The organism is Bradyrhizobium diazoefficiens (assembly GCF_016612535.1).
Classification (GTDB): Bacteria; Pseudomonadota; Alphaproteobacteria; order Rhizobiales; family Xanthobacteraceae; genus Bradyrhizobium; species Bradyrhizobium diazoefficiens_C.
The window spans coordinates 1-21,480 of sequence record NZ_JAENXS010000004.1; the positions used below are offsets into that span (position 1 = coordinate 1).

The 21,480-nt window shown below is 60.7% G+C and carries 20 protein-coding genes and 2 pseudogenes; 14 read left to right on the top strand and 8 right to left on the bottom strand.

What is annotated here, in order from left to right; all coding sequences use genetic code 11:
- From JJE66_RS37790 to JJE66_RS34145, 5 genes and pseudogenes are all read right to left on the bottom strand, one after another.
- Positions 1–199, bottom strand: a pseudogene (locus tag JJE66_RS37790) (plasmid partitioning protein RepB); the annotation flags it as partial.
- On the bottom strand, positions 196–1,410 hold the full coding sequence (gene repA, locus JJE66_RS34130) for a plasmid partitioning protein RepA (RefSeq protein WP_200520190.1): 1,215 nt from the start codon (positions 1,408–1,410) through the stop codon (positions 196–198). The gene repA and the pseudogene JJE66_RS37790, both read right to left, overlap by 4 nt.
- Positions 1,411–1,975: 565 nt before the next feature.
- Positions 1,976–2,719, bottom strand: coding sequence for a hypothetical protein (locus tag JJE66_RS34135; protein ID WP_200520191.1), 744 nt, complete (start codon positions 2,717–2,719; stop codon positions 1,976–1,978).
- Positions 2,720–2,755: 36 nt separating this feature from the next.
- The gene (locus tag JJE66_RS34140; protein ID WP_200520192.1) at positions 2,756–3,763 is read right to left on the bottom strand and encodes a DUF4157 domain-containing protein; all 1,008 of its coding nucleotides are present in this window, start codon (positions 3,761–3,763) and stop codon (positions 2,756–2,758) included.
- A 1,119-nt stretch (positions 3,764–4,882) separates the two neighbouring features.
- On the bottom strand, positions 4,883–5,476 hold the full coding sequence (locus tag JJE66_RS34145; RefSeq protein WP_200520193.1) for a hypothetical protein: 594 nt from the start codon (positions 5,474–5,476) through the stop codon (positions 4,883–4,885).
- Positions 5,477–5,837: 361 nt separating this feature from the next.
- Between JJE66_RS34145 and traI the strand changes: the two genes are divergently transcribed.
- From traI to trbI, 12 genes are read left to right on the top strand one after another with little or no spacing between them, the layout of a single operon-like run.
- The gene (gene traI / locus JJE66_RS34150; RefSeq protein WP_200520194.1) at positions 5,838–6,461 is read left to right on the top strand and encodes an acyl-homoserine-lactone synthase TraI; all 624 of its coding nucleotides are present in this window, start codon (positions 5,838–5,840) and stop codon (positions 6,459–6,461) included.
- A 15-nt stretch (positions 6,462–6,476) separates the two neighbouring features.
- Positions 6,477–7,445 (top strand): P-type conjugative transfer ATPase TrbB, encoded by a 969-nt coding sequence (gene trbB, locus JJE66_RS34155; RefSeq protein WP_200520387.1) that lies wholly within the window; start codon positions 6,477–6,479, stop codon positions 7,443–7,445.
- A complete protein-coding gene (locus JJE66_RS34160) occupies positions 7,435–7,815 on the top strand; it encodes a TrbC/VirB2 family protein (protein ID WP_200520195.1) in 381 nt (126 codons plus the stop codon). The genes trbB and JJE66_RS34160 overlap by 11 nt, the downstream gene beginning before the upstream one ends.
- Complete coding sequence (locus tag JJE66_RS34165) at positions 7,808–8,107, top strand: conjugal transfer protein TrbD (protein ID WP_200520196.1); 300 nt, start codon at positions 7,808–7,810, stop codon at positions 8,105–8,107. Before JJE66_RS34160 ends, JJE66_RS34165 begins: the two co-directional genes overlap by 8 nt.
- A 9-nt stretch (positions 8,108–8,116) precedes the next feature.
- Positions 8,117–10,570: a conjugal transfer protein TrbE gene (locus tag JJE66_RS34170; protein ID WP_200520197.1), complete on the top strand. Its 2,454-nt coding sequence runs from the start codon at positions 8,117–8,119 to the stop codon at positions 10,568–10,570.
- Positions 10,542–11,339 carry a P-type conjugative transfer protein TrbJ gene (gene trbJ / locus JJE66_RS34175; RefSeq protein ID WP_200520198.1) on the top strand — a complete coding sequence of 266 codons (798 nt, stop codon included), beginning with the start codon at positions 10,542–10,544 and terminating at the stop codon, positions 11,337–11,339. The genes JJE66_RS34170 and trbJ overlap by 29 nt, the downstream gene beginning before the upstream one ends.
- Positions 11,336–11,521, top strand: coding sequence for an entry exclusion protein TrbK (trbK, locus tag JJE66_RS34180; RefSeq protein ID WP_200520199.1), 186 nt, complete (start codon positions 11,336–11,338; stop codon positions 11,519–11,521). The genes trbJ and trbK overlap by 4 nt, the downstream gene beginning before the upstream one ends.
- Before the next feature lie 15 nt (positions 11,522–11,536).
- Positions 11,537–12,697, top strand: coding sequence for a P-type conjugative transfer protein TrbL (gene trbL / locus JJE66_RS34185; RefSeq protein WP_200520200.1), 1,161 nt, complete (start codon positions 11,537–11,539; stop codon positions 12,695–12,697).
- 42 nt (positions 12,698–12,739) lie between these two features.
- On the top strand, positions 12,740–13,402 hold the full coding sequence (locus JJE66_RS34190; RefSeq protein WP_200520201.1) for a conjugal transfer protein TrbF: 663 nt from the start codon (positions 12,740–12,742) through the stop codon (positions 13,400–13,402).
- Between the two features lie 59 nt (positions 13,403–13,461).
- Complete coding sequence (gene trbG / locus JJE66_RS34195) at positions 13,462–14,259, top strand: P-type conjugative transfer protein TrbG (protein ID WP_246756774.1); 798 nt, start codon at positions 13,462–13,464, stop codon at positions 14,257–14,259.
- A 2-nt stretch (positions 14,260–14,261) separates the two neighbouring features.
- Positions 14,262–14,714 carry a conjugal transfer protein TrbH gene (gene trbH / locus JJE66_RS34200; RefSeq protein ID WP_200520203.1) on the top strand — a complete coding sequence of 151 codons (453 nt, stop codon included), beginning with the start codon at positions 14,262–14,264 and terminating at the stop codon, positions 14,712–14,714.
- Between the two features lie 12 nt (positions 14,715–14,726).
- Positions 14,727–16,055 carry an IncP-type conjugal transfer protein TrbI gene (gene trbI, locus JJE66_RS34205; RefSeq protein ID WP_200520204.1) on the top strand — a complete coding sequence of 443 codons (1,329 nt, stop codon included), beginning with the start codon at positions 14,727–14,729 and terminating at the stop codon, positions 16,053–16,055.
- 565 nt (positions 16,056–16,620) lie between these two features.
- Here trbI and JJE66_RS34210 read toward each other — a convergent pair.
- A pseudogene (locus tag JJE66_RS34210) lies at positions 16,621–17,790 on the bottom strand (IS3 family transposase).
- Positions 17,791–17,952: 162 nt separating this feature from the next.
- On the opposite strand from JJE66_RS34210, the gene JJE66_RS34215 reads away from it, so the two are divergent.
- Entirely contained in the window at positions 17,953–18,444 is a 492-nt protein-coding gene (locus tag JJE66_RS34215; protein ID WP_200520205.1) for a hypothetical protein, read from the top strand.
- Positions 18,445–18,507: 63 nt separating this feature from the next.
- On the top strand, positions 18,508–19,041 hold the full coding sequence (locus JJE66_RS34220; protein WP_200520206.1) for a GIY-YIG nuclease family protein: 534 nt from the start codon (positions 18,508–18,510) through the stop codon (positions 19,039–19,041).
- A 496-nt stretch (positions 19,042–19,537) separates the two neighbouring features.
- Here JJE66_RS34220 and JJE66_RS34225 read toward each other — a convergent pair whose 3' ends face one another.
- Together JJE66_RS34225 and JJE66_RS34230 are read right to left on the bottom strand one after the other, a co-directional pair.
- A complete protein-coding gene (locus tag JJE66_RS34225) occupies positions 19,538–20,965 on the bottom strand; it encodes a lysozyme inhibitor LprI family protein (RefSeq protein ID WP_200520207.1) in 1,428 nt (475 codons plus the stop codon).
- A gap of 47 nt (positions 20,966–21,012) precedes the next feature.
- On the bottom strand, positions 21,013–21,474 hold the full coding sequence (locus tag JJE66_RS34230; RefSeq protein WP_200520208.1) for a tail fiber domain-containing protein: 462 nt from the start codon (positions 21,472–21,474) through the stop codon (positions 21,013–21,015).
- Positions 21,475–21,480: the final 6 nt, after the last annotated feature.

Below are 21,480 nucleotides of genomic sequence, written 5' to 3' on the forward strand. Positions count from 1 at the left end.
GGAGCCGGGCAAGCTCACCTCGCAGTTCTGCCAACGAACGCTGTGTCGCTCCGATCACCCCGGCCCCGACACGGGCTGCGGGTTGGATCGGCGCATCCGCGCGTACGGGTGGGGAGGGACTGTCAGGCGCGGTTTCGGGCTTCGAGAACGAACCGAAGTTGGCGAGGATCGATCGACCTGAAGGACGCTTGTTCGTCATGCGCGTCCCCAAGCTTGAAGGACCAGCGCAAGAACCTGGTCGTTGACCGCATCAATGGATTCCCGCGCTCGCTTGGTAGTCGCGGCAGAGATGTTGCCCGGCTCCAATTCATAGAGCGTGCGCTTCGCCAGACCAGCGGTCTCGATGGCCGCGCTCGCGATGGCGGTCGCCGTCAGCACGTCTTCAGCGAACAAGTGTCGGAGCATGGTCACGACCCGGACCTGAGATTGGTCAAACGGGTCGTGTCGAGTGACGACGTAGCGAAGGAAGTCCTGCTTCATCGTTGCGCCGGCATCGCGGATGACCGATATTAGATCACCCATCATCAGTAGGAACTGACTCATCGACAGCACGTCGAGCATCGCAGGGTGGACTGTCACCAGAAGTCCGGTCGCCGCATAAATAGCGCCCAGCGTCAAAAAACCGAGCGAAGGCGGCGTGTCTAGAATGACTACATCGTAAGCATCTTCTACGTCTGTCAAAGCGAGACGCAAGCGCTCGAAAAAGATGCTTTCGGAGTCCGATTGCCCTTTCGATAAGTAGCGGGGCGTCTCGTGCTCGTACTCCATGACCTCGATGTTTCCGGGAATGAGGTCGATGCCAGTGAAATAGGTCGGCCGGATGATGTCAGCGATGGAGCGACGCTCGTCGTCGTAGCGCAGGGCCGCATAAATGGTCTCGTTTTGCTGGACATCAATTTCCGGCTGCGCGCCGAACATGGCCGACAATGACGCTTGAGGATCGAGGTCGATCGCCAGGACGCGATAGCCTTGGAGGGCCAAGTAATGGGCAAGGTGGGCACTAGTTGTCGTCTTCGCGCTGCCGCCCTTGAAATTCGCGACCGCCAGGACCTGCAGATGCTCGCCCGACCGACGATGGGGCAAGAACCTCAAAGCATCTGCCGGACGCTGCGCGGCGAACAGTTCCCGAAGCTCATTAATCTGCGCAAGCGTGTATGCGCGATGATTATTCTCCAGTCGGGCAGGGACGGGACCCTTGCCTTCGTTTGACATCAACTTGAGAGTGGATTCCGGAATCGAGGTCAGCTTTGAGACCTCATGAGTCATGAAATGCCGTAGGCTTTTCTGAGCGTCCGGGGGATACATCTGTTGACGCCTGGCCTGCAGATGTCCAGAAAGCATTCCCGCGTGCCGGATAATCTTGTCGGCGGGATCTTCAATTTGAATCCTGGTCTGGGCCTGCGAAGTCATCGCCGATTCATTCCTTCGTTGTCGGCCAGTAGGCGGTTTGTCGCCCTTTGCCCGCTAAAGCTAGGTCACGATTCTCGGTCTTCGTCCAGCCCTTTAAGGTTAACAGATACTTAACGGCACCTTCGGATCGTGCCGATCGAGACGCTGATTCGGAGGAATTTCCTCAATCTTATTGCGAGCTTATCTTGCGCGATCAAAGCGCCGCGGTGACGTTTCATCCCCCGGTAATCTTACAGTCCGAGCGTACGCCTGGTCGCCGGATTTCCGATCGCCAACAGACCAGAATCGCCGCTCAGACAAGCGACTCACAAGCCTCGGCGCTCGCGCCTTGCCGCGTTCGAGGCAATCGGGACCACGGGCTGCTCACGATCGAACCGCTGCAGCGCGCGACTCGGCTGCGCAGCGGAGGGAGGGGGGCCTTCAGGGAGACAGTTAGATGCCTTGCGCGTTTGCGATGCAGGGCTAACTCACGACAAGACCGGCCGTGGGGTTTTATCGCACGCAGCGTAAGACGGCTGAAACGGAGCGAAAGAAGCCTAGGCCTGCTGTGCCGTGGTCCATGATGCTAAGGCGATGCTTTGGCCTTCGATAGAGGCGGCAGCAATTGCGGCGGGGTTTGCGGCTGTGGCAAGGGCAAGACATTTGGGAGTGTCGGCTTGCCGGTGTACGCACGAACTATCTTCGTTGCAGGGTCGAAGAAGAACCGACCCCAGACAGTTTGAAACCCGCACTCTGGTCGGAACGGACTGAGTCCATACCCCGGCAGAGGGACAGGGTTGGCCTGCGCAAGCATCTTCAGCGCATATTCGCGGAGCAACGGAATATCCTTATCCGCAATCGCATCCGGTATCTGGCCGCGCGAAATGGAGTACAGCGCGATCATCTCAGGGCGCGGGAGTGGCGTGCTCGGCGGGATGTTCAGCTTCAGGTCGATGACGCGGTTGAGAAACGCGGCATTGCTCTCCTGCAACAGGAGAATGGGAAATCCCGAGAACTCCGGGTAGTAGGAGCTGGGCTGCTTGAGCTGACTTCTCATCTCCGCGACTGACGAGGAGCTCATGATGACTTCCCGAATCCTGAGCTCACGTTGAAAGAGCTCTCTTTGTATCCTCGTGTTGCGTTCGATTTCGTCCTCCGCATCTTTCCGGCATTGTTGGTATGAGGTCAGATAGGCACCTCCCGCGGTCACGACACACAGGGTCAGGAGCCAGAGAAAGAAACCACTATTGAGGATCGAGACAAGCTTGCTCTTCTTCGGTTTGTCGATCGCGGCGAGAACGCGCTTCCTGAAGATGATGTCGCTTGCCACTGAGATCCTTCGGATTCGCTTACTCAAGACAGCCACTCAGTTGCAGACATACCCATAGGCTTGACCTCCTGTCGGGCAGAATGCCGGGCATCCGGCAATTCGCACAGCTTGGCTTGCGCACCTCGGCTCGGGCGCGACCATGGGGGGAGACGGGCCCCAGCATCCGCACGCCGTCATGGGAGTGCCTGGCGGAAGCCCGACAGGCATCGACGAGGCGATATTCTGTGGAGGGGGGATCACTGAGCCGGTCACTGGACCTGCTGGCGTGCCGCACCAGCATGGTGTGCCGGCGGGCGCTGATCCGGGCAAACCGCACGTACCGAGAACCGTGCCGCAGATGTTCGAGACGCCCGCTCCGGCAAATTGAGAAACCGGGTGATTGATCTGGTTTGCGTTAACGGGACCATTGGTGACCCCGACTTGATTTGCATTACGCGTCGCAACCCAGGCCGCATAACGAGTTTCGGCTTCGTAGGCGGGTCGTTCGACATCGGCATAGCTGCGGAGGTACCGGACGGCGAAATCGTGAATACCCCAGCTTTGATACTGACCGACATGGGTCAACTCATGCGCCCAGAGAGTTGGATTGTACAAGGCGTCATTCTGTTCCTTGAACACCACGACATAATCCAGGGTGATCGCAGCGGCTTCCCCGTAGCGTATGGCGTTGACCTGCAGGGTCAGGTCGCCTCCGCCTCCGACTCGATAGCGGACGGCATTGAGAATGTTCCCGGGGATGAATCCGGTTAGGTTTGCGCGGATGTCGGGGGGAATGGCATCGACACCATTGCGCAAGGCGTCGTCCCGCGAACGCGCAATGAGTTCAATCAGCGCCGGGGCTCCGGACTGGACAAAGGCTTCGTTGACGACATGCGTCGCACCTTCTTCGATCGCTTTATATGGAGGAACGGCGTTCTTGACCTGGCGGTGGGCGTCGTCGAGAGCTGTACCGACACCGGGTGCGACATTGTTGATAAGGTCGCCCAGAAGGCCGCCGGCAATGGATGGCGAGATGCTGGTCAGCGTTAGAATTGCTGGAAACAAGATCGTTATGACTCTCACAAGAAACTCCGCACTCAAATGAATGAATAATGGTTAGCGCTCACGCTCCCGGTCGGCCTCCGGCGGTGCCTGGGGGTCCAGAGGTCTCCTCTGGCGCACAAGCCGGTTTTCTTCGCAAACCGAGCGAACGCATCACCGCCGCTCCTGAAATTCAATACGTGCATGTTGGCGGCGACGCGCAAGTGCGCTGTTCTGGCCCCTCAGCCCGGGAAAGTTTGGCACACTTCATGGTTGTCTGGCCAGATGGTTGTGGCTACGCTCAGCGCGGGGTTGTGGGGCGTTAGCGTTGAGTAATCCGTTCGACCTCTCAAGGGAGCTGGGTAATTTTCCGCTCCCGGCAAATCGGACCGGGTGGACTGGAAGCTCGGACGCTACGTCAAGGTGGACCGCGTCCGTCGCCAGATCGAAGAGGAGTACGAGCCCTAAGACCGCTGAGGCGGTCGCCGCCGCCATCACTCGCTGCAATCTCCACAAACGACGCTGGGCCTCGAAGCGGCCCCGGCTCAATTGGCAGGTGACTAAGCGGCCATTTCGAGGGGAAGCTGCCTTTTCGATAACGGGCATATGGGGGGCCAGCGTGACGCGACAGTTCTTCGACCGCCAAAGGGAGCTTTGGCCGTATATTCGTCAAAGCGGCCCGCAGCTATGATCTAGGCGACGAAGGTTTCTTCCATGATGAGCAACAGGTCGACTGGCTAGGCGCCATCTTGAAGAGCAAGCGGCTTTACAATCAGCTGGACCGGGTCAAATCAGTTGCGCGCATCACCGGAAACGAATCGATCCAGAAGCGCCGCGGAATTGTTTGCGCAACGCGATAAGATCGTCAGGGGTCTCTGGAGGGTCACGCAGGCGCCTCGAATCTGACCCGACGCGTCTGCGATCCTGAAAGCCGAACCTTCTACTTCGCGGCCGTCAGAGCCCGGAAGCAGCAGCGGAAGCCACGGCTTCGTTGACGTGGGTATCTTCTGGCGTCGCGATTATCCCGGCCCTATTTCTTCTTCTTGCTGACCTTGCGAGCCTTCTTGACGGACTTGTAGCGCTTTGGCGGCGGCCGCACGCTGACATGGTGCCTAGTGTCGCCTTTTTTTCCGGACTTCTTGCTCATACCGATGCTCGTTTGCGTCGCAATAGGTTGCTGAAGAGGGGCTGTCGCTCGGACTCCAGCTTGTACTCATATGCGTGGAAGGCCACGACATGCCGGAACAGCCGATGGAGGCGAGGTACCCATAGACGGTTTCGGCGCTTCATCTCGGGGTCGCTGGTGGTGGCGTCCAACGCTGCGTTGTAGGCTAGGGCGTCCAGCGCGCGGAGAGGCATCGGTTCATCGCCGGCGATGGTGAAGAGCTTGGCGTTGTACCGTTTCTGGTCAGGAGCCGGGTCGAGCTCGATTTCGGCGAGCATGTCGTTGTACTTCTTCTGCAGAATCTCGTGCGTTCGCGCGCGATAGCCAAAATCGAAGGTGAGCTGCGCGGTCGCAACGATCAGCACCGCAAATTCCAGCCAGGCCTCTTCCTCAAGATGAATGAGTTTGGCGGCCTTGCCTGCAACGCTCGCGCCGAGAACGATGACGACGAAATTCAGAAGGCGATTCAGGAAATCGAGATAGTTCCGGCGCGCAGTGTGATAGATCGCGCACCGGAGGGCATCGAATTTCGGGCCGAAGACATAACCGTCCTTCTGCGGCGTTTCCGTCATTTTCTGGGAGGAGGTGGCGGCGGAGGCGGCCGGACGGGAACGTGCGTGCCGGGGGATGGGCTGCTCGGCCGCGGCGGTGGAGAGACGCCAATATGCCTAGTCTCTCGTTGGTCAGACATGAGAAAGCTTTCAGATGGTCGGAGCCGGACTCTTAGTTGATTCGCTGGCGTGCAATCACCCGTTACAAGAAGCTGTCCTCATATTTCAAAGGCGACGCCGGAGGCGCGGCCAAAATTTCGAGGCCAAGGCCGTTCCCCAAACCGGCCGCTCGGACAGCCCCCGTTAATTCTACAGAGGGTACGAGCCGCCGCCCCATGCTGACTTGCCTCCGTTCACCAGAACGCGACGGAAGATTCGGCGAATGCAAGCAATTGCGATAGATGCCAACGAACACGGCGGATTGGGGTCTCTGGTCGATGAGATGCATCAGTTGCGCTCCCGGGTATTCGCCGGCCGGCTCGGTTGGCGGGTAAAGATCGAGCAGGGCCGCGAGCGCGATGAATACGACGCCCTCGACCCGACCTACATCCTGGCCCTGACCGATCGCGGCGACGTCGCCGGCTGCGCGCGTCTGCTTCCAAGCACGGGCCCAACCATGTTGTCGTGGACCTTCCCGCAACCGCTCCCGGGCGGCCGGCTACGGGGCAAATCCACCATGGTCGAGAGTTCGCGCTTTTACGCCGACACTGGAGGCGAGGGGAGGGGAGGCCGGTTCCTGCACGAGGCCACGCTGATGATGTTCGCTGGAATCATCGAGTGGTCGATGTCGAACGGCTTCGATGAAATCGCCACGGCGACGGACGTGCGCCTTGAGCGCATCCTGCACCGGTCGGGTTGGCCGATGACGCGCCTCGGCAGCGTGGAGCTCATCGGCGAGACCATGAGCGTCGCCGGCATCCTGCCGGCCGACCAGGCAAGCTTCGAACGGGTCTGTCCGCCTGGCTATCGTTCCGACCTGCGCCGCCTTCAGCGCGTCGCTGCGTAAACGATGGCGAGCGATATGGCCGAACTTCGTTCTCATCCGCGACTTGTCCGCAAACTCCAGGACGCCCTGGGCGATCAGATCTGCGCCGCGCTCGATGATCCAGCGGTCGTCGAGGTGATGCTCAATCCGGATGGCCGGTTGTTCATTGAACGACTAGGCCACGGGATGACAGCTGCCGGGAGCATGCTGGGGGCGACCGCCGAGATCATTATCGGCAGTGTCGCGCATGCGCTGCAATCGGAGGCCGACGACGAGCGTCCGATCATCTCAGGGGAACTGCCGATCGGCGGTCATCGCTTCGAAGGCTTGCTGCCGCCCATCGTCGGTGCTCCCACATTCACGATCAGAAAGCGGGCTTCGCGTCTCTTCGATCTCGAGAATTACGTGACGCAGGGTGTGATGACCGCCGACCAGCTCGCGGTCATCCACAACGCCATCGCCTCGCGCCTGAACATCGTGGTGTCGGGCGGCACGGGCTCGGGTAAGACGACACTCGCCAATGCTGTGATCGCCGCGATCGTCGCGCACGCGCCTGAGCACCGCCTCGTCATTCTCGAAGACACGGCCGAGATCCAGTGTCTGGCCGAAAACGCCGTCTCACTGCACACGAGCGACGCGGTCGATATGGCGCGCCTGCTCAAGAGCACCATGCGGCTCCGACCCGATCGCATCATCGTCGGCGAGGTCCGCGACGGCGCGGCGCTCACGCTGCTCAAGGCGTGGAACACCGGACATCCGGGGGGCATCACCACCATCCACGCCAACAGCGCGCTTTCCGCGCTGCGCCGTCTCGAGCAGCTCACGGCCGAAGCCAGTCAACAGCCTATGCGCGAGGTCATCGGAGAGGCGGTCGACCTGATTGTCTCGATCGAGCGGACGGATCGCGGCCGTCAGGTCCGCGACGTGCTCCATGTCGAGAGCTTCTCGGCGGGCCAATATCAAACCCAATCCTACACCCGAACGGAGGAGCGCCATGTCGCGTAACCGCATGATGATCGCAGGTGTCAGCGGCCTGCTGCTCGCACTTGTAATACTCGACCCCGCCTTTGCATCGACCAGCGGCGGCGGCAATCTGCCTTGGGAGAGCCCGCTTCAGCAGATCCAGCAATCGATCACCGGTCCGGTGGCCGGGTTCATCGCGCTTGCAGCCGTGGCGGTTGCCGGCGGCATGTTGATCTTCGGTGGCGAGCTCAACGACTTCGCGCGACGGCTCATGTATGTCGTGCTCGTCGCCGGCATCCTTCTCGGCGCCACGCAAATCGTCGCCTTGTTCGGTTCGAGCGGCGCCTCGATCGGCGATGTCGCCCGCACGCCGCCGACCGCGGATAGGGCAGGGGACCTCGGTCATGGCTGAGGTCGGCACCAATCTCAGACGCAACCGCATTCATCGCGCGCTATCACGACCGAACCTTCTGTTCGGCGCCGATCGCGAGCTCGTGCTGCTGACCGGCCTTGCCGCGGTCATCCTGATCTTCGTCGTGCTCACCTGGTATGCGGCGATGCTCGGCGCCGCGATCTGGATCGTTGTCGTGGCGGCACTGCGGATGATGGCGAAGGCGGACCCGATGATGCGGCGCGTCTATGCCCGCCACATCTCCTATCGCCCGTACTACCGGGCGACCTCGACGCCCTGGCGCAGCTATTGAGGCCCGCTCATGGTCGCGCTGCGCTCCTTCCGTCATTCCGGCCCGTCTTTCGCCGATCTCGTGCCATACGCCGGACTCGTCGCGAACGGAATCGTCCTGCTGAAGGACGGCTCGCTGATGGCGGGCTGGTATTTTGCCGGGCCGGACTCGGAGAGTTCGATGGACGCCGAGCGCAACGAGGTCTCGCGTCAGATCAACACGATCCTGGCGCGCCTCGGCTCCGGCTGGATGATCCAGGTCGAGGCGGTGCGGGTGCCGACCATGGATTATCCGGCGCGGCGTGATTGCCACTTCCCGGATCCGGTGACGCGCGCGATCGATGACGAACGCCGGAATCGCTTCGAGCAGGCGAGCGGGCATTTCGAGAGCCGGCACGCGATCATCCTGACCTGGCGGCCGCCCGAGCGCCGTCGCGCGGGTCTCGCACGCTACATCTACTCCGATGTCGAAAGCCGCTCGGCCTCCTATGCCGACACCGCGATTGAGAGCTTCCGCACCTTTATCCGCGAGGTCGAGCAATATCTCGCCAGCGTCCTATCCATCCGGCGCATGGAAACCCGCGAGGTCGAGGCGCGCGAAGGCACGCGCATAGCGCGCTACGATGAGCTATTCCAGTTCATCCGGTTCTGCATTACCGGCGAGAACCATCCGATCCGCTTGCCGGACATTCCGATGTATCTGGATTGGCTTGCGACCGCGGAGCTGCAGCATGGCCTGTCGCCCATGGTCGAGAACCGCTTTCTCGGAGTGGTGGCGATCGATGGCTTTCCGGCCGAGAGCTGGCCGGGAATCCTCAATTCCCTCGATCTGATGCCGCTGACCTATCGCTGGTCCTCGCGGTTCATGTTTCTCGACGACCAGGACGCACGGCAAAAGCTCGAGCGCACCCGCAAGAAGTGGCAGCAGAAGGTCCGCCCCTTCATCGACCAGCTCTTCCAGACACAAAACCGCTCGATCGACCAGGACGCGGCCGCCATGGTGGCGGAGACAGAGGATGCGATCGCGGAAGCCTCCTCGCAGCTCGTCGCCTATGGCTATTACACGCCCGTCATCGTCCTGTTCGACGACAGCAGCTCGCGCCTGCAGGAGAAGACCGAGGCGGTTCGCCGCCTGATCCAGGCGGAGGGTTTCGGCGCGCGCATCGAAACGCTGAACGCGACGGAAGCCTTCCTCGGCTCGCTGCCGGGCAATTGGTACGCCAACATACGCGAGCCGCTCGTCAACACGCGTAACCTCGCGGACCTCATCCCGCTCAACTCGGTGTGGTCCGGCAGTCCGACCGCGCCGTGCCCGTTCTATCCGCACGCGTCACCGCCACTGATGCAAGTCGCATCCGGCTCAACACCTTTCCGGCTGAACCTGCATGTCGACGACGTCGGCCATGCGCTGGTGTTCGGACCGACAGGTTCCGGAAAGTCCACGCTGCTGGCGCTGATTGCGGCGCAGTTTCGGCGCTATGCCGGCGCGCAGATTTTCGCCTTCGACAAGGGCCGCTCGATGATGCCACTGACGCTGGCCGCCGGCGGCGAACATTACGAGATCGGCGGCGACGACGCGGACGGAGCGGCAACGCTCGCTTTTTGTCCGCTGTCGGACTTGTCAACGGACACCGACCGCGCCTGGGCCTCGGAATGGATTGAAACTCTCATCGCCGTCCAAGGCGTGACGATCACACCGGATCATCGCAACGCGGTCTCGCGGCAGATCGGCCTTATGGCCGAGGCGCGTGGGCGATCGCTGTCGGACTTCGTGTCGGGTGTGCAGATGCGCGAGATCAAGGACGCGCTGCATCACTACACCGTCGACGGTCCAATGGGCCAGTTGCTCGATGCTGAGAGGGACGGCTTGCTGCTCGGATCGTTCCAGACCTTCGAGATCGAGCAGCTGATGAATATGGGGGAGCGCAATCTTGTTCCGGTCCTCACCTATCTGTTCCGGCGCATCGAGAAGCGCCTGACCGGCGCGCCAAGCCTGATCATTCTCGACGAGGCCTGGCTCATGCTCGGCCACCCCGTCTTCCGCGACAAGATTCGCGAGTGGTTGAAGGTGCTGCGCAAGGCCAATTGCGCCGTGTTGCTCGCCACGCAGTCGATCTCGGACGCCGAGCGCTCCGGCATCATTGATGTGTTGAAGGAGAGCTGCCCGACAAAGATTTGCTTGCCGAACGGCGCTGCGCGCGAGCCCGGCACGCGCGAGTTCTATGAGCGCATCGGCTTCAACGAGCGGCAGATCGAGATCGTCGCGACCGCAGTCCCCAAGCGCGAATACTACGTCGCCTCACCCGAAGGCCGCCGTCTCTTCAACATGGCGCTCGGCCCCGTCGCACTATCCTTCGTCGGCGCATCCGGCAAGGACGACCTGAAGCGCATTCTGGCGCTGAAGAAGGCCGGGGCCGATTGGCCCGTTCGCTGGCTCAAGGAAAGGGGGATCGGCCATGCCGAGACGCTTCTCGCCGATTTGTAAAGCGCTCATCGTCGCTACCAGTATCGGATCGCTCGCGACTGCCCCTGCGTTCGCCGGCGCCGCGGCCGGCGGCGCGACCGAGTTCACACAGCTCCTTAACAATGGACAGTTGATCCAGCTCGCAGGTCAATCCGCGCAACAGATCAACAACCAGATTCAGCAAATCTCGCAGCTTGCCCAGCAGATCCAGAACCAGCTCAGGATCTACCAGAACATGCTGCAGAATACGACACAGTTGCCGGCGCATGTCTGGGGGCAGGTCGAGAGCGACCTCAAGCAGTTGCAGAACATCGTCAATCAGGGCCAGGGCATGGCGTTCTCGATGGGCAACATCGACGACGTGCTCAAGCAGCGCTTTCAGAGCTACGCGCAGTTCAAAACCAATCTGCCGAACGGCGCGAACTTCGCCCCCACCTATCAAACATGGTCGGCGACGAACCGCGACACGATCTCGAGCACGTTGCAGGCCGCAGGTCTCACCTCGCAGCAGTTTACGACCGAGAACTCGACGATGGCGCAACTCCAGACAGCCTCCGAGAGCGCCGACGGACAGATGAAGGCCCTGCAGGTTGGTCATGAGATCGCCGCGCAGGAAGTCGCCCAGATGCAGAAGCTGCGGGGGCTCATTGCACAGCAGACCACGATGATGGCGACCTGGTTCCAATCGTCGGAGGCCAACAAAGACCTCTCGCAGGCGCGCCGCGAGCAGTTCTTCAACGCGACCACGCCTTCGACCTCCGGCGGCCAGACCATGGAGCCGCGCTGGTGAGACGATCTGCGATCATCATCGTCGTTATCGCGATCGGCGCCTGCGCTGCGGGAGCCTGGCTGTTCTTTGCACTGCACGGGGCCGGCACGTCCCAAGGCACAACGCAACGCGCGAGCGACTTTTTCAAAGCCCCGCAGGACTACAAGACGTCCGGCGGCCAGCAGATGAAACCACGCTGGTAGGAAAGGGGGCAGGGGGTGCAAAAACTCAAACCGGGGCTCGTTCTGATCGTCGCGATCGGACTCATCGCCGTTGCGCATCCCGCATTGGCGCAGCATGACGGAAGTGTTCTCACGACGCTGGAAAATTCGGTGACGACGGCCGCCAAGGGCTGGCAGACAAACGTCATGCAAGCGGCGAAGTCGCTGTTCTGGATTCTCGCAGGGATCGAAGTCGGCCTTGCCGCGGTCTGGCTCGCCATCCAGACCGCAACCCTCGATGCGTGGTTCGCCGAGATGGTACGGCGGGTCATGTTCATCGGCTTCTTCGCCTTCGTGCTCGACCAGGGACCGAATTTCGCGAAAGCGGTCGTCGACAGCCTCTATCAAATCGGCGCGGGCGGCGGCTCTGCCTCGCCGGCGGATGTGTTCAACGCCGGTCTCAAGGTCGCATCCGCGATGTCGCAGAACGCGCAGTTCGGCCTCTTCCAGGACAATGCGCTCGCGATCGCATCCGTATTCGCGATGGTCATCGTGGTGATCGCCTTCTCGCTGGTTGCGGCGATCTTCGTGGCGGTGATGGTTGAAATGTATGTCGGCCTGCTCGCCGGCATGATCATGCTCGGTCTCGGCGGCTCGTCCTTCACCAAGGATTTCGCCATCCGCTATCTCGTCTATGCCTTCTCGGTCGGCATGAAGCTGATGGCGCTGGTGATGATCGCCAAGATCGGCTCCGACACCTTATTGAACCTCGCCAACCAAACGGGCACCGGCAACGATGCCTTCGTCGGGACACTTGCGATCGGCGGCATCTCGGTCGTTGTCTTCATTATCTCGATGTATGTTCCGAACATCGTGCAAGGCGTCGTGCAGGGCGTCTCCGTCGGCAGCGGCATGGAAGTGGTGAAGCATGCGGGCCAGGCGGCGAGCTTCGCCGCCGGCGCGGCCGCGCTTGCGTTCGGCGGCGCGAGGGCAGGGGCCGCGGGCTTCAGCGCGGCCCGGGCCGATGGCGCCTCATTTGGCGCGGCCGCCCTCAAAGCCATGACGTCAGGCGTCGGAGCGGCCGGCGGCGCGCTCGCATCCGCCGCCCGCGATCAGGCCATCCGCGCGCCAGGCTCGTTCGGCACGTCGACGCTGGGTCTTGCTAACGCAAAGCTCGATCAACGCCAGCGGCAGAGAGGATCGGGCGGAAAGAACTGAGCCCTCCCGCCCACAACATCATGCTTGGAGACCACGACTCGAATGGCCGCCCATAATCTGCCCGACAATCCCTATCTCGCTGCGCGCCTGGAATGGAACGAGCGCTACGGCTCTTATGTGAGGGCGGCCGCGGCATGGCGCATGGTCGGCATCATTGCCATGGTGATGGCCGTAATCGGCTTCTCCTACGCGCTGTTTCAGAGCACGCAGGTCAAACTCGTGCCCTACATCGTCGAGGTCGACAAACTCGGCACGGCCATGAGCGCCGGCTATCCGCAGCAGATCGAATATGCGGATCCACGCGTGGTCCGCGCGACGCTCGGAAGCTTCGTCTCGAACTTCCGATCGGTCACGCCCGATGCGGTCGTGCAGAAGCAATATATCGATCGGACCTACGCACTGCTGCGAACCTCCGATCCCGCGACGCAGAAGATCAATGACTGGTTCCGGAGCACGTCTCCGTTCGAGAAGGCGAAGACCACGACGATCGGCGTCGAGGTCAACAACATCGTCGCTCTTTCGAACCAGTCCTATCAAATCGACTGGACCGAATTCGAGCGCGACAGGAAGGGAAAGGAAACCGGCGAGCACCGTTTTCGCGGCATCGCCACTGTCACGCTGACTCCACCCCAGGACGAGCAGACCATCCGGCTCAATCCGATCGGCCTCTACCTGCGTGATTTCGACTGGACGGCGCAACTATGAAAGGGGCGGGGACACCGATGCACTCAAGCACGATCAAACCAAGAATTGGCATTCTTCTTATGGCTTCAGCCCTCAGCCTGCTTGTTGCCGATGGCAGCGCACACGCGCAGGCGATGAACGGCAAGGAGCGAAAGGGCACGAGCATCTCGAGCCAGTGGCGCGGATCGACAGGCCTTGTGACGCGCGGAGCGGACGGCAAGGTGATCTTTCTGTTCGGCGAAGTGCAGCCATCCGTCGTCTGCTCGCCGCTTGAGGTCTGCGACATCGAGCTGCAGGCGGGTGAGGTCGTGCGTGACGTGTTGGTCGGCGATACCGTGCGCTGGAAGGTGGAACCGGCGACATCGGGGGCGGTCGGCGGCCAAGCCATCCACCTGATCGTCAAACCCGCGGAACCGGGGCTCATCACCTCGATGATCGTGACGACCTCGCGGCGGACCTATCATATTCAACTCAAGTCGAACGCGACCCAGTATATGGCGCGCGTCGGTTTCGAATATCCGGAGGATGTCGGCAGTAAGCTCGCCGATGTCAACGCCAGGCTCGGCTCCGACACGATTCCGGGCGCCGGCGTTCCGGCCGAACAGTTGAACTTCGGCTACAGCGTGAGCGGCAGCGCCTCGTGGCGACCGACGCGCGTCTATAGCGACGGCGTTAAGACCTACATCCAGTTTCCGTCGTCGCTCGACGGAGGGGATGCGCCCGTCCTCTTCGTCGTGTCGGGCGGACAGAACCGCATCGTCAACTATCGGCTGAAGGACGACATGATGGTGGTCGACTATCAGATCGACACTGCCATTCTGGTCTCCGGCGTCGGCTTTTGGAACCAGGACAAGGTGACGATCCGGAGGGGAGGCTGACCATGCATGCCATCTCCTCGAGATGTCGGATCGCCGTTCTCTCCTTGCTGGGCATGTCGCTCGCCGGATGCGCATCGTTCGGAAGTAGCCGCTTGGTGGCGAGCTCAGCGCCGCCTGATCTCTCCGGCCCTGCCGCCTCAGCGATCGCCGGCGACATGGTGACGAAGTTAGCCGAACAGGTCGGTCCCGGCTCCGGAACGATCATCCTGAAACCCGATGGCTCGCCCTTCGGGCAGGCGCTGGAGGCCTCGCTGAAGAGCTGGGGCTATGCGGTCGCGACCGACCAGAAGACCGGCGGCGACAAGACGATCCCGCTTGCCTACGTGCTCGAGTCCTACGACGGTCAGGTCCTGGCGCGGTTGTCGACCCGCAGCGTCGAGCTCGGCCGCGCCTATGCAGCGACGGCCGCGGGTGCGTCGCCGACCAGTCCGCTGTCCGTCATGCAGCGCGGATAGGGGAGGGCGGCGATGGTGCAATCCCTGAAGCTCGGCGGCAATCCGGATGGAGAGGAGGCGCGAGGAATCCGCCGGCTCAACCGCCTGCCGATCGTGGTGGCGATCGTGCTGGTGGTCGTCTTCTTTGCCGTGATCTTCTACGGCCTGACTTCGCGCGGCCTGTACTTCCGTCGCGAGGCCGGCATCGATACGGCCTCGTCGAGTCCGGCCTCGACTTACGCCGATCAGCTGAAGAAAGGCATCTCCAACGGCATCATCGGAGATCAGACGGAAGCGCAAACATTCCAGCCGTCGCCGCAGCTGCCGGATACACCAAAGCCAGCCAACAATCCCTTTTCCGGTCGACAACAGACCGAGGCGCGGGCCGGCTCGCAGCTCGAATCCGAGGCGCTATGGCGGGCGCGGCTCGAGCGCGAGGCGCATGAGCAATATTTGCGGGAGCGACAGCGCGAGCGAATGGCGCGCGTGCAGGCCAACGATGCCGCCCATGACTCACCACTCGCCATCAATCTGAGCAAGCTCCAGACAAGCGCGGCGACGGCGACGAGCAACACGGCGCCGGCAAGGACGACAACACCTGCCTTTGCGGGCGGCGCGTCCGATCTCTATGGGGCGGCGTTGCGTGCTGGCTTCGGCATGCAGAACATCGATCAGAACGGACAGGCGGCGAAAGAGGACTTCTTCAACGCGGACCTCAAGAAGCTCGGCTACCTGCCCAACAAGGTCATCGCCCCGACATCGCCATATGAATTGAAGCGCGGCTCCGTGATTCCGGCGACGCTGATCACCGGCATTAATTCCGACCTCCCAGGACGCATCACGGCCCAGGTCAGCCAGAACGTCTACGACAGTGCGACGGGCCATCACCTGTTGGTCCCGCAGGGCGCCAAGCTCCTGGGCCGCTACGATTCCAAGATTTCATTCGGGCAGAGCCGCGTCCTTGTGGTCTGGACTGACATCATCTTCCCAAACGGAGCGACGCTGCAGATCGGCGGCATGGCGGGCACGGATGCGGAAGGCTATGGCGGCTTCAATGATCAAGTCGACAACCATTATTTCCAGGTATTCGGATCGGCGATCATGATCGCCGCGATCGGTGCCGGGATCGATATGTCAGTGCCCGCGAGTTCACCCTACGGGTATCGACAGACACCCTCGGATGCCGCGCGAAACAGCTTTGCCGAGACGTTTGGCCGGGTCGCCGAGCAAACCATCAGCAAGAACCTGAACGTCCAGCCGACCTTGGAAATCCGACCGGGCTATGTGTTCAACGTCCTCGTCGATCAGGACATGGTGTTTCCAAGCGCTTACCGCGGACAAGCTTCCGACGATGTGCGATAAATCTCCGTCCTTTACTGGACATAAGACCGATGGCACCCGCTGGAATCTTTCCAACACTCGTTGCACGGAGAACCTCTTTGATCCGGCGCATCGACAACCTCCGATGGGCATCGGCCTTCCTTCGTTCACTGCGAGGCAGTTCCTAAGCCGGTTGAGTTGTCGGCTGAAGCGGGCTGAGCCGCTGAAAAGTTGCTCACGATTCCGCGAAACATGCAGTTGAAAACCAACATCAAGGCCGTCGAGCATGCTTTGATAAAGTGCTGGCCACTAAAAGGCGTTTTAACTCTTAATCAGCGGGTCCCAGGTTCGAGCCCTGGTGCGCCCACCATTCGTAAGTAGCTGGCCCTACGTGGCTTTTTCATTCCCCATCAGTTCAATTCGCGAAGAAAAGATAACCTGTGGCACCGATTTGGCACTGGCTGACGGCGCTCTGAGTGCGACGAAATGTCCGGATCTAAATTGTAGTGTCGCTGCGGGCGCGACGGAATAGAAGCTCAAATGAAGCCAACGACCCGCCACGAGGGTGAGCTGATTAGGTGATCTTCCCCCGAAAAAGTGGACGGGTTTAGGCGGCTTTTAGCTCCATCTCGATCGGGGCGAGATATCCGATGGCGGAATGGAGCCTTGTTCGGTTGTAAAAGCCCTCGATGAAGGCAAAGACATCGCGCTGGGCCTCGGCGCGAGTCTTGTAGTCGCGATGATGAACGAGCTCGGTCTTCAGGGTATGGAAGAAGCTTTCCATCGGGGCATTGTCGTAGCAATTGGCCTTTCGGCTCATCGATGCGGCAATGCCGGCTCCGGTGAGAGCGTTGCGATAGGGGCGTGAGGCATACTGCACGCCGCGATCGGAGTGGTGGATCAATCCACCCTGCGGCCGCTGCTGGTTGACGGCCATCGTCAGTGCCGCGGATGCGAGTTCGACCTGCATATGATCGCGCATGGCCCAGCCGACGATCTTTCGGCTGAAGAGGTCCATGACGGCTGCCAGATACAGCCACCCCTCTGCGGTCGGGATGTAGGTGATATCAGCGAGCCAGACCCGGTTTGGGGCGGGAGCCGTGAAGTCGCGCGCGATCAGGTTCGGTGCGATCGGCAGGTCGTGACGGCTGTCGGTGGTGCGCACACGGCGCGGCCGTGCCATGATGGCGCGGATACCGTGCCGGTGCATCAGCCGTTCGATCCGACCACGGCTGGCGCCACGATCCTGCCTGCGCAGGACGGCATGGACCCTGGGACTGCCATAGCGCCCGCTGCTGTCTTGATGGACTTGCCGGATCGCGGCCAGGAGCGCGGCATTGGATTTGGTCCGCTCACTCACCGGGCGACCGCGCCAAGCGTAATAGCCGGCTGGCGAGACCTCGAGCACGGCGCACATCAGCCGTACCGGATAGGTGTCGCGGTGATCCTCGATGAAGCGGAAGCTCATGTCCGGATTCCGGCAAAGATCGCGATCGACTTTTTTAAAATGTCGCGCTCCGTGCGCAGCCGTTCGTTCTCCTGGCGCAGGCGGGCGACCTCCGAAGCCTGGTCCGCCGACATCGGCGTCGCCTGCGTGGTGGGGCGCCACGCCGCCGATGCCGGCTTCTGCCGGAGCCCATCGACCCAGCGTCGCAGTACCGAGTCCCGCAGACCGAGTTCCTTGGCAACAGACCCAATCGAAGCGCCCGCTCGACAATACCAGCTCAACGGCCTGGCGCTTGTACTCTTCGGTGAATGACCGACGTTGACGTTCCATTCGACACCTCCGGGCTCAACGAGCCTACTACAGGTGTCCACTCATTCGGAGGAGGTTCATAGGACCGTCCAGGCCCATCTCAAGACGCTCGGTTCTTTGTCAGCCTACAACGCTGATGAACCGACCGTTCGAGTAGCTGCTGGTACTCTACGAGCTCTCATTGTGGAAGAAATGCTCCAGCGGGCGTGGAAGGCGACGGGATTGCGCGGGCCCATTACGCTGACGTGCTACTGCGTTGACTCGACAGAAGGCGAGGATGTCATTGCGTATTGTGGAGGGGGTGACATCCTGCCTGGCGTTCCTTGTTCAGTAACCCGCAACGCGAGCTTGGTTCAGCGTACTTTGCACTTGAGAGACTTTTCCCGACAAACGCGAATTCAGGTGGGGGTCGTCACCGCCTCCACAGCTGATATCATCAAATATGCAGCGAATGCTTTGGGAGGCGCCCACTTCGATCCTGATGGGAAGACCGCACGCAAGCACGACCTGTTACGACCGATCGAGGCAGGTGAGATCGGACAAATGTTCGTTCAGGTAAATAAGCGCAATGCGCTATACCACGAGATCCTTTCGATCGCACAAGCGGTGGTCTACTCTCCGCAAGTCAAAGAGTTAGTTGAGTGGTCCCCACCACTATCGACGAATAAACTTTGAGTGCCGAGTCCATCGGCTCAGTGGGCCTTATCTGCCCGTCGCCTCAGAAGGGAGAAGCTAGACGTGATAGAGGGCAACAAGCGCGCGCTAATCCAGGCCTATGGGCTCTTTTGGCGACGCGACGAAATCAACTGGAATCCCGGGCAGGGGAAGCGCTATGAATGGCGTCTATATGGTCGCCGAGGTGCAAATCGAGGAACGCTGCGGGTAGCTGACTTTCGAGAACAGTTCGGAATCTACATCCTGTACGGAAGCTACGGACCCCACTATGTCGGTCTAACTAGGAAGAGGGGACTCGGGAGTCGTCTCAAAGATCACACGACGGACCAGCACAGGGACTCTTGGGACCGGTTCAGTTGGTTCGGCTTTCGCAAGGTTCTCAAGGCGAAAAATATATATGGAGTGCACAAGCTTGGGCGCATGGCTGTTGAACGGCCAGCCAACTTAGATTCCATGATTGCGGATATTGAAGCCCTGTTGATTAGATCCATGGCGCTACGAAACGTCAATCACATGAATTTTGTATTGGCGGAAGAGTGGATACAAATAAAGGGGCATGAGTTAGATATGTTCGACCGCCGGCTGCAACCAATCTGAGGAAAGAGGGAGCACGCGAGAACGGACGTCAATTTTCACGTAGGAAATTCGCGATGGCTCGACGGAGCATGATTTCGATGCACCGTCCACAAATCAACTCGCCGTGGGCTGCCGGGGGCGCCAGAATCGCCAGCTCTTCTGGCGCGAATTCATCTTCGCAGTGATCGCAACTGACGCTTTCGTACATCCAGCATCTGCCTTTGCGCGAGGTGAGCGGGGATCTCAGTGAAGACAGGCGAGGTGCTGCACGTCCGCTTTCGTGCCCGTCTCGGCGGGCCGCCTGTCAGACTACATTCAGAAGTGAGCGCTCAACTCTCATGGGAAGCCTGCCTGTCATGTGCCCAAATAAGTTTGACGGCTTCATGGCGTTTGAGTTGCCAAATTCTAGCTCGGCATGCGTGCGTCTTCGGTTTACAATCCGCCGCCGGTGCAGCAATCCGCACGGCCAGAGCGTAACGGCGTCCCCCGACTTAGTTGCAAGCCGTCGCGTCATGGGCTAGCGCATCGGCTGCGTATGTGACGATTGGGCCTCGAAGGTGACCACAATATCCTTCCAAGCTTCGTAGGTCTCCGGCTTGAACATTTTGAACGGTTGGGCTCTCTGTAACAGAGCTAGGGCCGGCGCGGTGACATCCGGCGCTATCTTTCCGGTTGAGAGCACATCGGGTGTACCATCGATCATCCCGTCTCGTTGCAGCTTGAAGTGTACGTCGAAGGCGGGCGTACCTGGCGACGGCTGCCAACCCGCCATCACTTTGCGAAAGGCGTCCAGCTCGCCTTGCGACAGCAGGACTGGCCGTACGACGGCTTCCGGTGCTTGATTCCGCTCTTGCGTTTGGCTGGTTGGGTTTGTGCAGCACTCTACCCACTGCTTTCCGTTCAATGCACTTAGTCCCCATCCAATTTGACCCCCTGGCAGCACTTGAACATACCACCATCCGTCAGTTTGTTTCTTCAGCACCCGCAAACGCGTACCGTTTGCCATTTTCATCATGCGGTGACCCGCGGTGCCTCCCGGCTCACTTCGCAGCGAAAGAAAAACGTCGGGTGGTTGTGTGTTAGCAACATATGCAAGGTTGTTTTCACTATCGTCTTGCGAAGGCGCAACCGGTTGCGCGGCGATCACGCTCTGATTCGCCACGGAAGGACTTGGTTGGACCACCTTAATCCAAGAGCCGGCCATGAAATGCCGCTTATCCAATCGCATTGCTTGCAAAACCTGCGGTGCGGTCCCGACGCATTTCCATGACGCTGGAGAGTTGCCGATCACCGACATCGGCACAAAATCGCTGTTCGGGGATCGGAGACAAAAGCTGGTGATGGCGTTGGTGGGCGTCAGACCTGGTCCCATTCGCTGGCAGGCGCCCCCGCTAGCGCCCGTACCGCAGACCCAGACTGCGCCGTCCATGCAGCGCCACACGAACGAATTGGTCGCGGACGCAGCAGCCATCGCTTCCTCGCTTGAAGGATCAGGCGTTACGTTTCCAACGTCGTCCAGGTTCCTGGCTGATCGGCAGAACGCAAACGCGTCGACCTTCGCCGTGCCGGGTAACGGAGGAGCCGCAGGTGCGCTCGGCTGGACGGCGACGCCGAGCTGTTTGAGACGCTCCTTCAACGCGCTGGTGACGCAGCTCTTGCTGCGGTCCTGCGCGCACCGCTCGTCCATCGCGCTCAGCCACGCCGCATTGGCCTGCTGGAGTTGGGCGCGACCCGCTTGGTCGGCGCGCGTCTGGGCCGCTCTATACGCGGCATTGAGCTGCTTAGAAAGTTGCGCAGTTTCGCGATCATTACAGACCCACCGGCCGAGCGGGTACTGCTGGTCTTCGCTGCTACAGGCGAGGCCGAGTTGCGATGGCGGCTGCTGGGCCAAGACGGCAGGCAGGGACAAAGATACAAGTAAGCCCGCTATGGTAATCAAGCGCACGCGTATGAAATCCTTCAACGAAATAAGAATTTTGCATGGCCCGCCGCTCAGAGTTTTCTGAAGAGGACCCCAATCTTCCCATAATCGACTTTAAGGTAACCGCTCGAATCTTCAAGAACTGCGTCGGGCCGCGTATGCCTTACCTCTTGGGCTAGCACGCCGATGTATTCCTCATCGCTCCATAAATATCTGAAGCGGTACAGGTTAAAGCCGTTCTCTTTGCCCACGGGGACGATGTCGCGTTTCAAGCGCTCATCAGAGAACGCCGCAAGCAAGCTGAGGCCCGTTAACGCAGCGCCAGTTCCGTACATGGCATTTTGGGTGGTGCGTGCATCTTCGGTTTGGGCCAGTTGGAGGCAAGTGTAAAAATCCTTCGTGCCTCGCTTATAGCCCTGCTTTTCGCACTTGCCATCCATGGCTGCCTGCTGGGCGTTGATGCTCTCGACAGTGGGTTGGGTAGTCTGACAGGCGGCCAGCAAAAGGCACAGTGGCAGTATTATCTTTCTCATGTCTTC

Bases quoted from the DNA above. Each gene is read 5' to 3' on its own strand.
- repA (WP_200520190.1), bottom strand. From the start codon at position 1,410: ATGACTTCGCAGGCCCAGACCAGGATTCAAATTGAAGATCCCGCCGAC.
- JJE66_RS34145 (WP_200520193.1), bottom strand. From the start codon at position 5,476: ATGACGGAAACGCCGCAGAAGGACGGTTATGTCTTCGGCCCGAAATTC.
- traI (WP_200520194.1), top strand. From the start codon at position 5,838: ATGCAAGCAATTGCGATAGATGCCAACGAACACGGCGGATTGGGGTCT.
- trbB (WP_200520387.1), top strand. From the start codon at position 6,477: ATGGCCGAACTTCGTTCTCATCCGCGACTTGTCCGCAAACTCCAGGAC.
- JJE66_RS34160 (WP_200520195.1), top strand. From the start codon at position 7,435: ATGTCGCGTAACCGCATGATGATCGCAGGTGTCAGCGGCCTGCTGCTC.
- JJE66_RS34165 (WP_200520196.1), top strand. From the start codon at position 7,808: ATGGCTGAGGTCGGCACCAATCTCAGACGCAACCGCATTCATCGCGCG.
- JJE66_RS34170 (WP_200520197.1), top strand. From the start codon at position 8,117: ATGGTCGCGCTGCGCTCCTTCCGTCATTCCGGCCCGTCTTTCGCCGAT.
- trbJ (WP_200520198.1), top strand. From the start codon at position 10,542: ATGCCGAGACGCTTCTCGCCGATTTGTAAAGCGCTCATCGTCGCTACC.
- JJE66_RS34190 (WP_200520201.1), top strand. From the start codon at position 12,740: ATGGCCGCCCATAATCTGCCCGACAATCCCTATCTCGCTGCGCGCCTG.
- trbG (WP_246756774.1), top strand. From the start codon at position 13,462: ATGGCTTCAGCCCTCAGCCTGCTTGTTGCCGATGGCAGCGCACACGCG.
- trbH (WP_200520203.1), top strand. From the start codon at position 14,262: ATGCATGCCATCTCCTCGAGATGTCGGATCGCCGTTCTCTCCTTGCTG.
- trbI (WP_200520204.1), top strand. From the start codon at position 14,727: ATGGTGCAATCCCTGAAGCTCGGCGGCAATCCGGATGGAGAGGAGGCG.
- JJE66_RS34230 (WP_200520208.1), bottom strand. From the start codon at position 21,474: ATGAGAAAGATAATACTGCCACTGTGCCTTTTGCTGGCCGCCTGTCAG.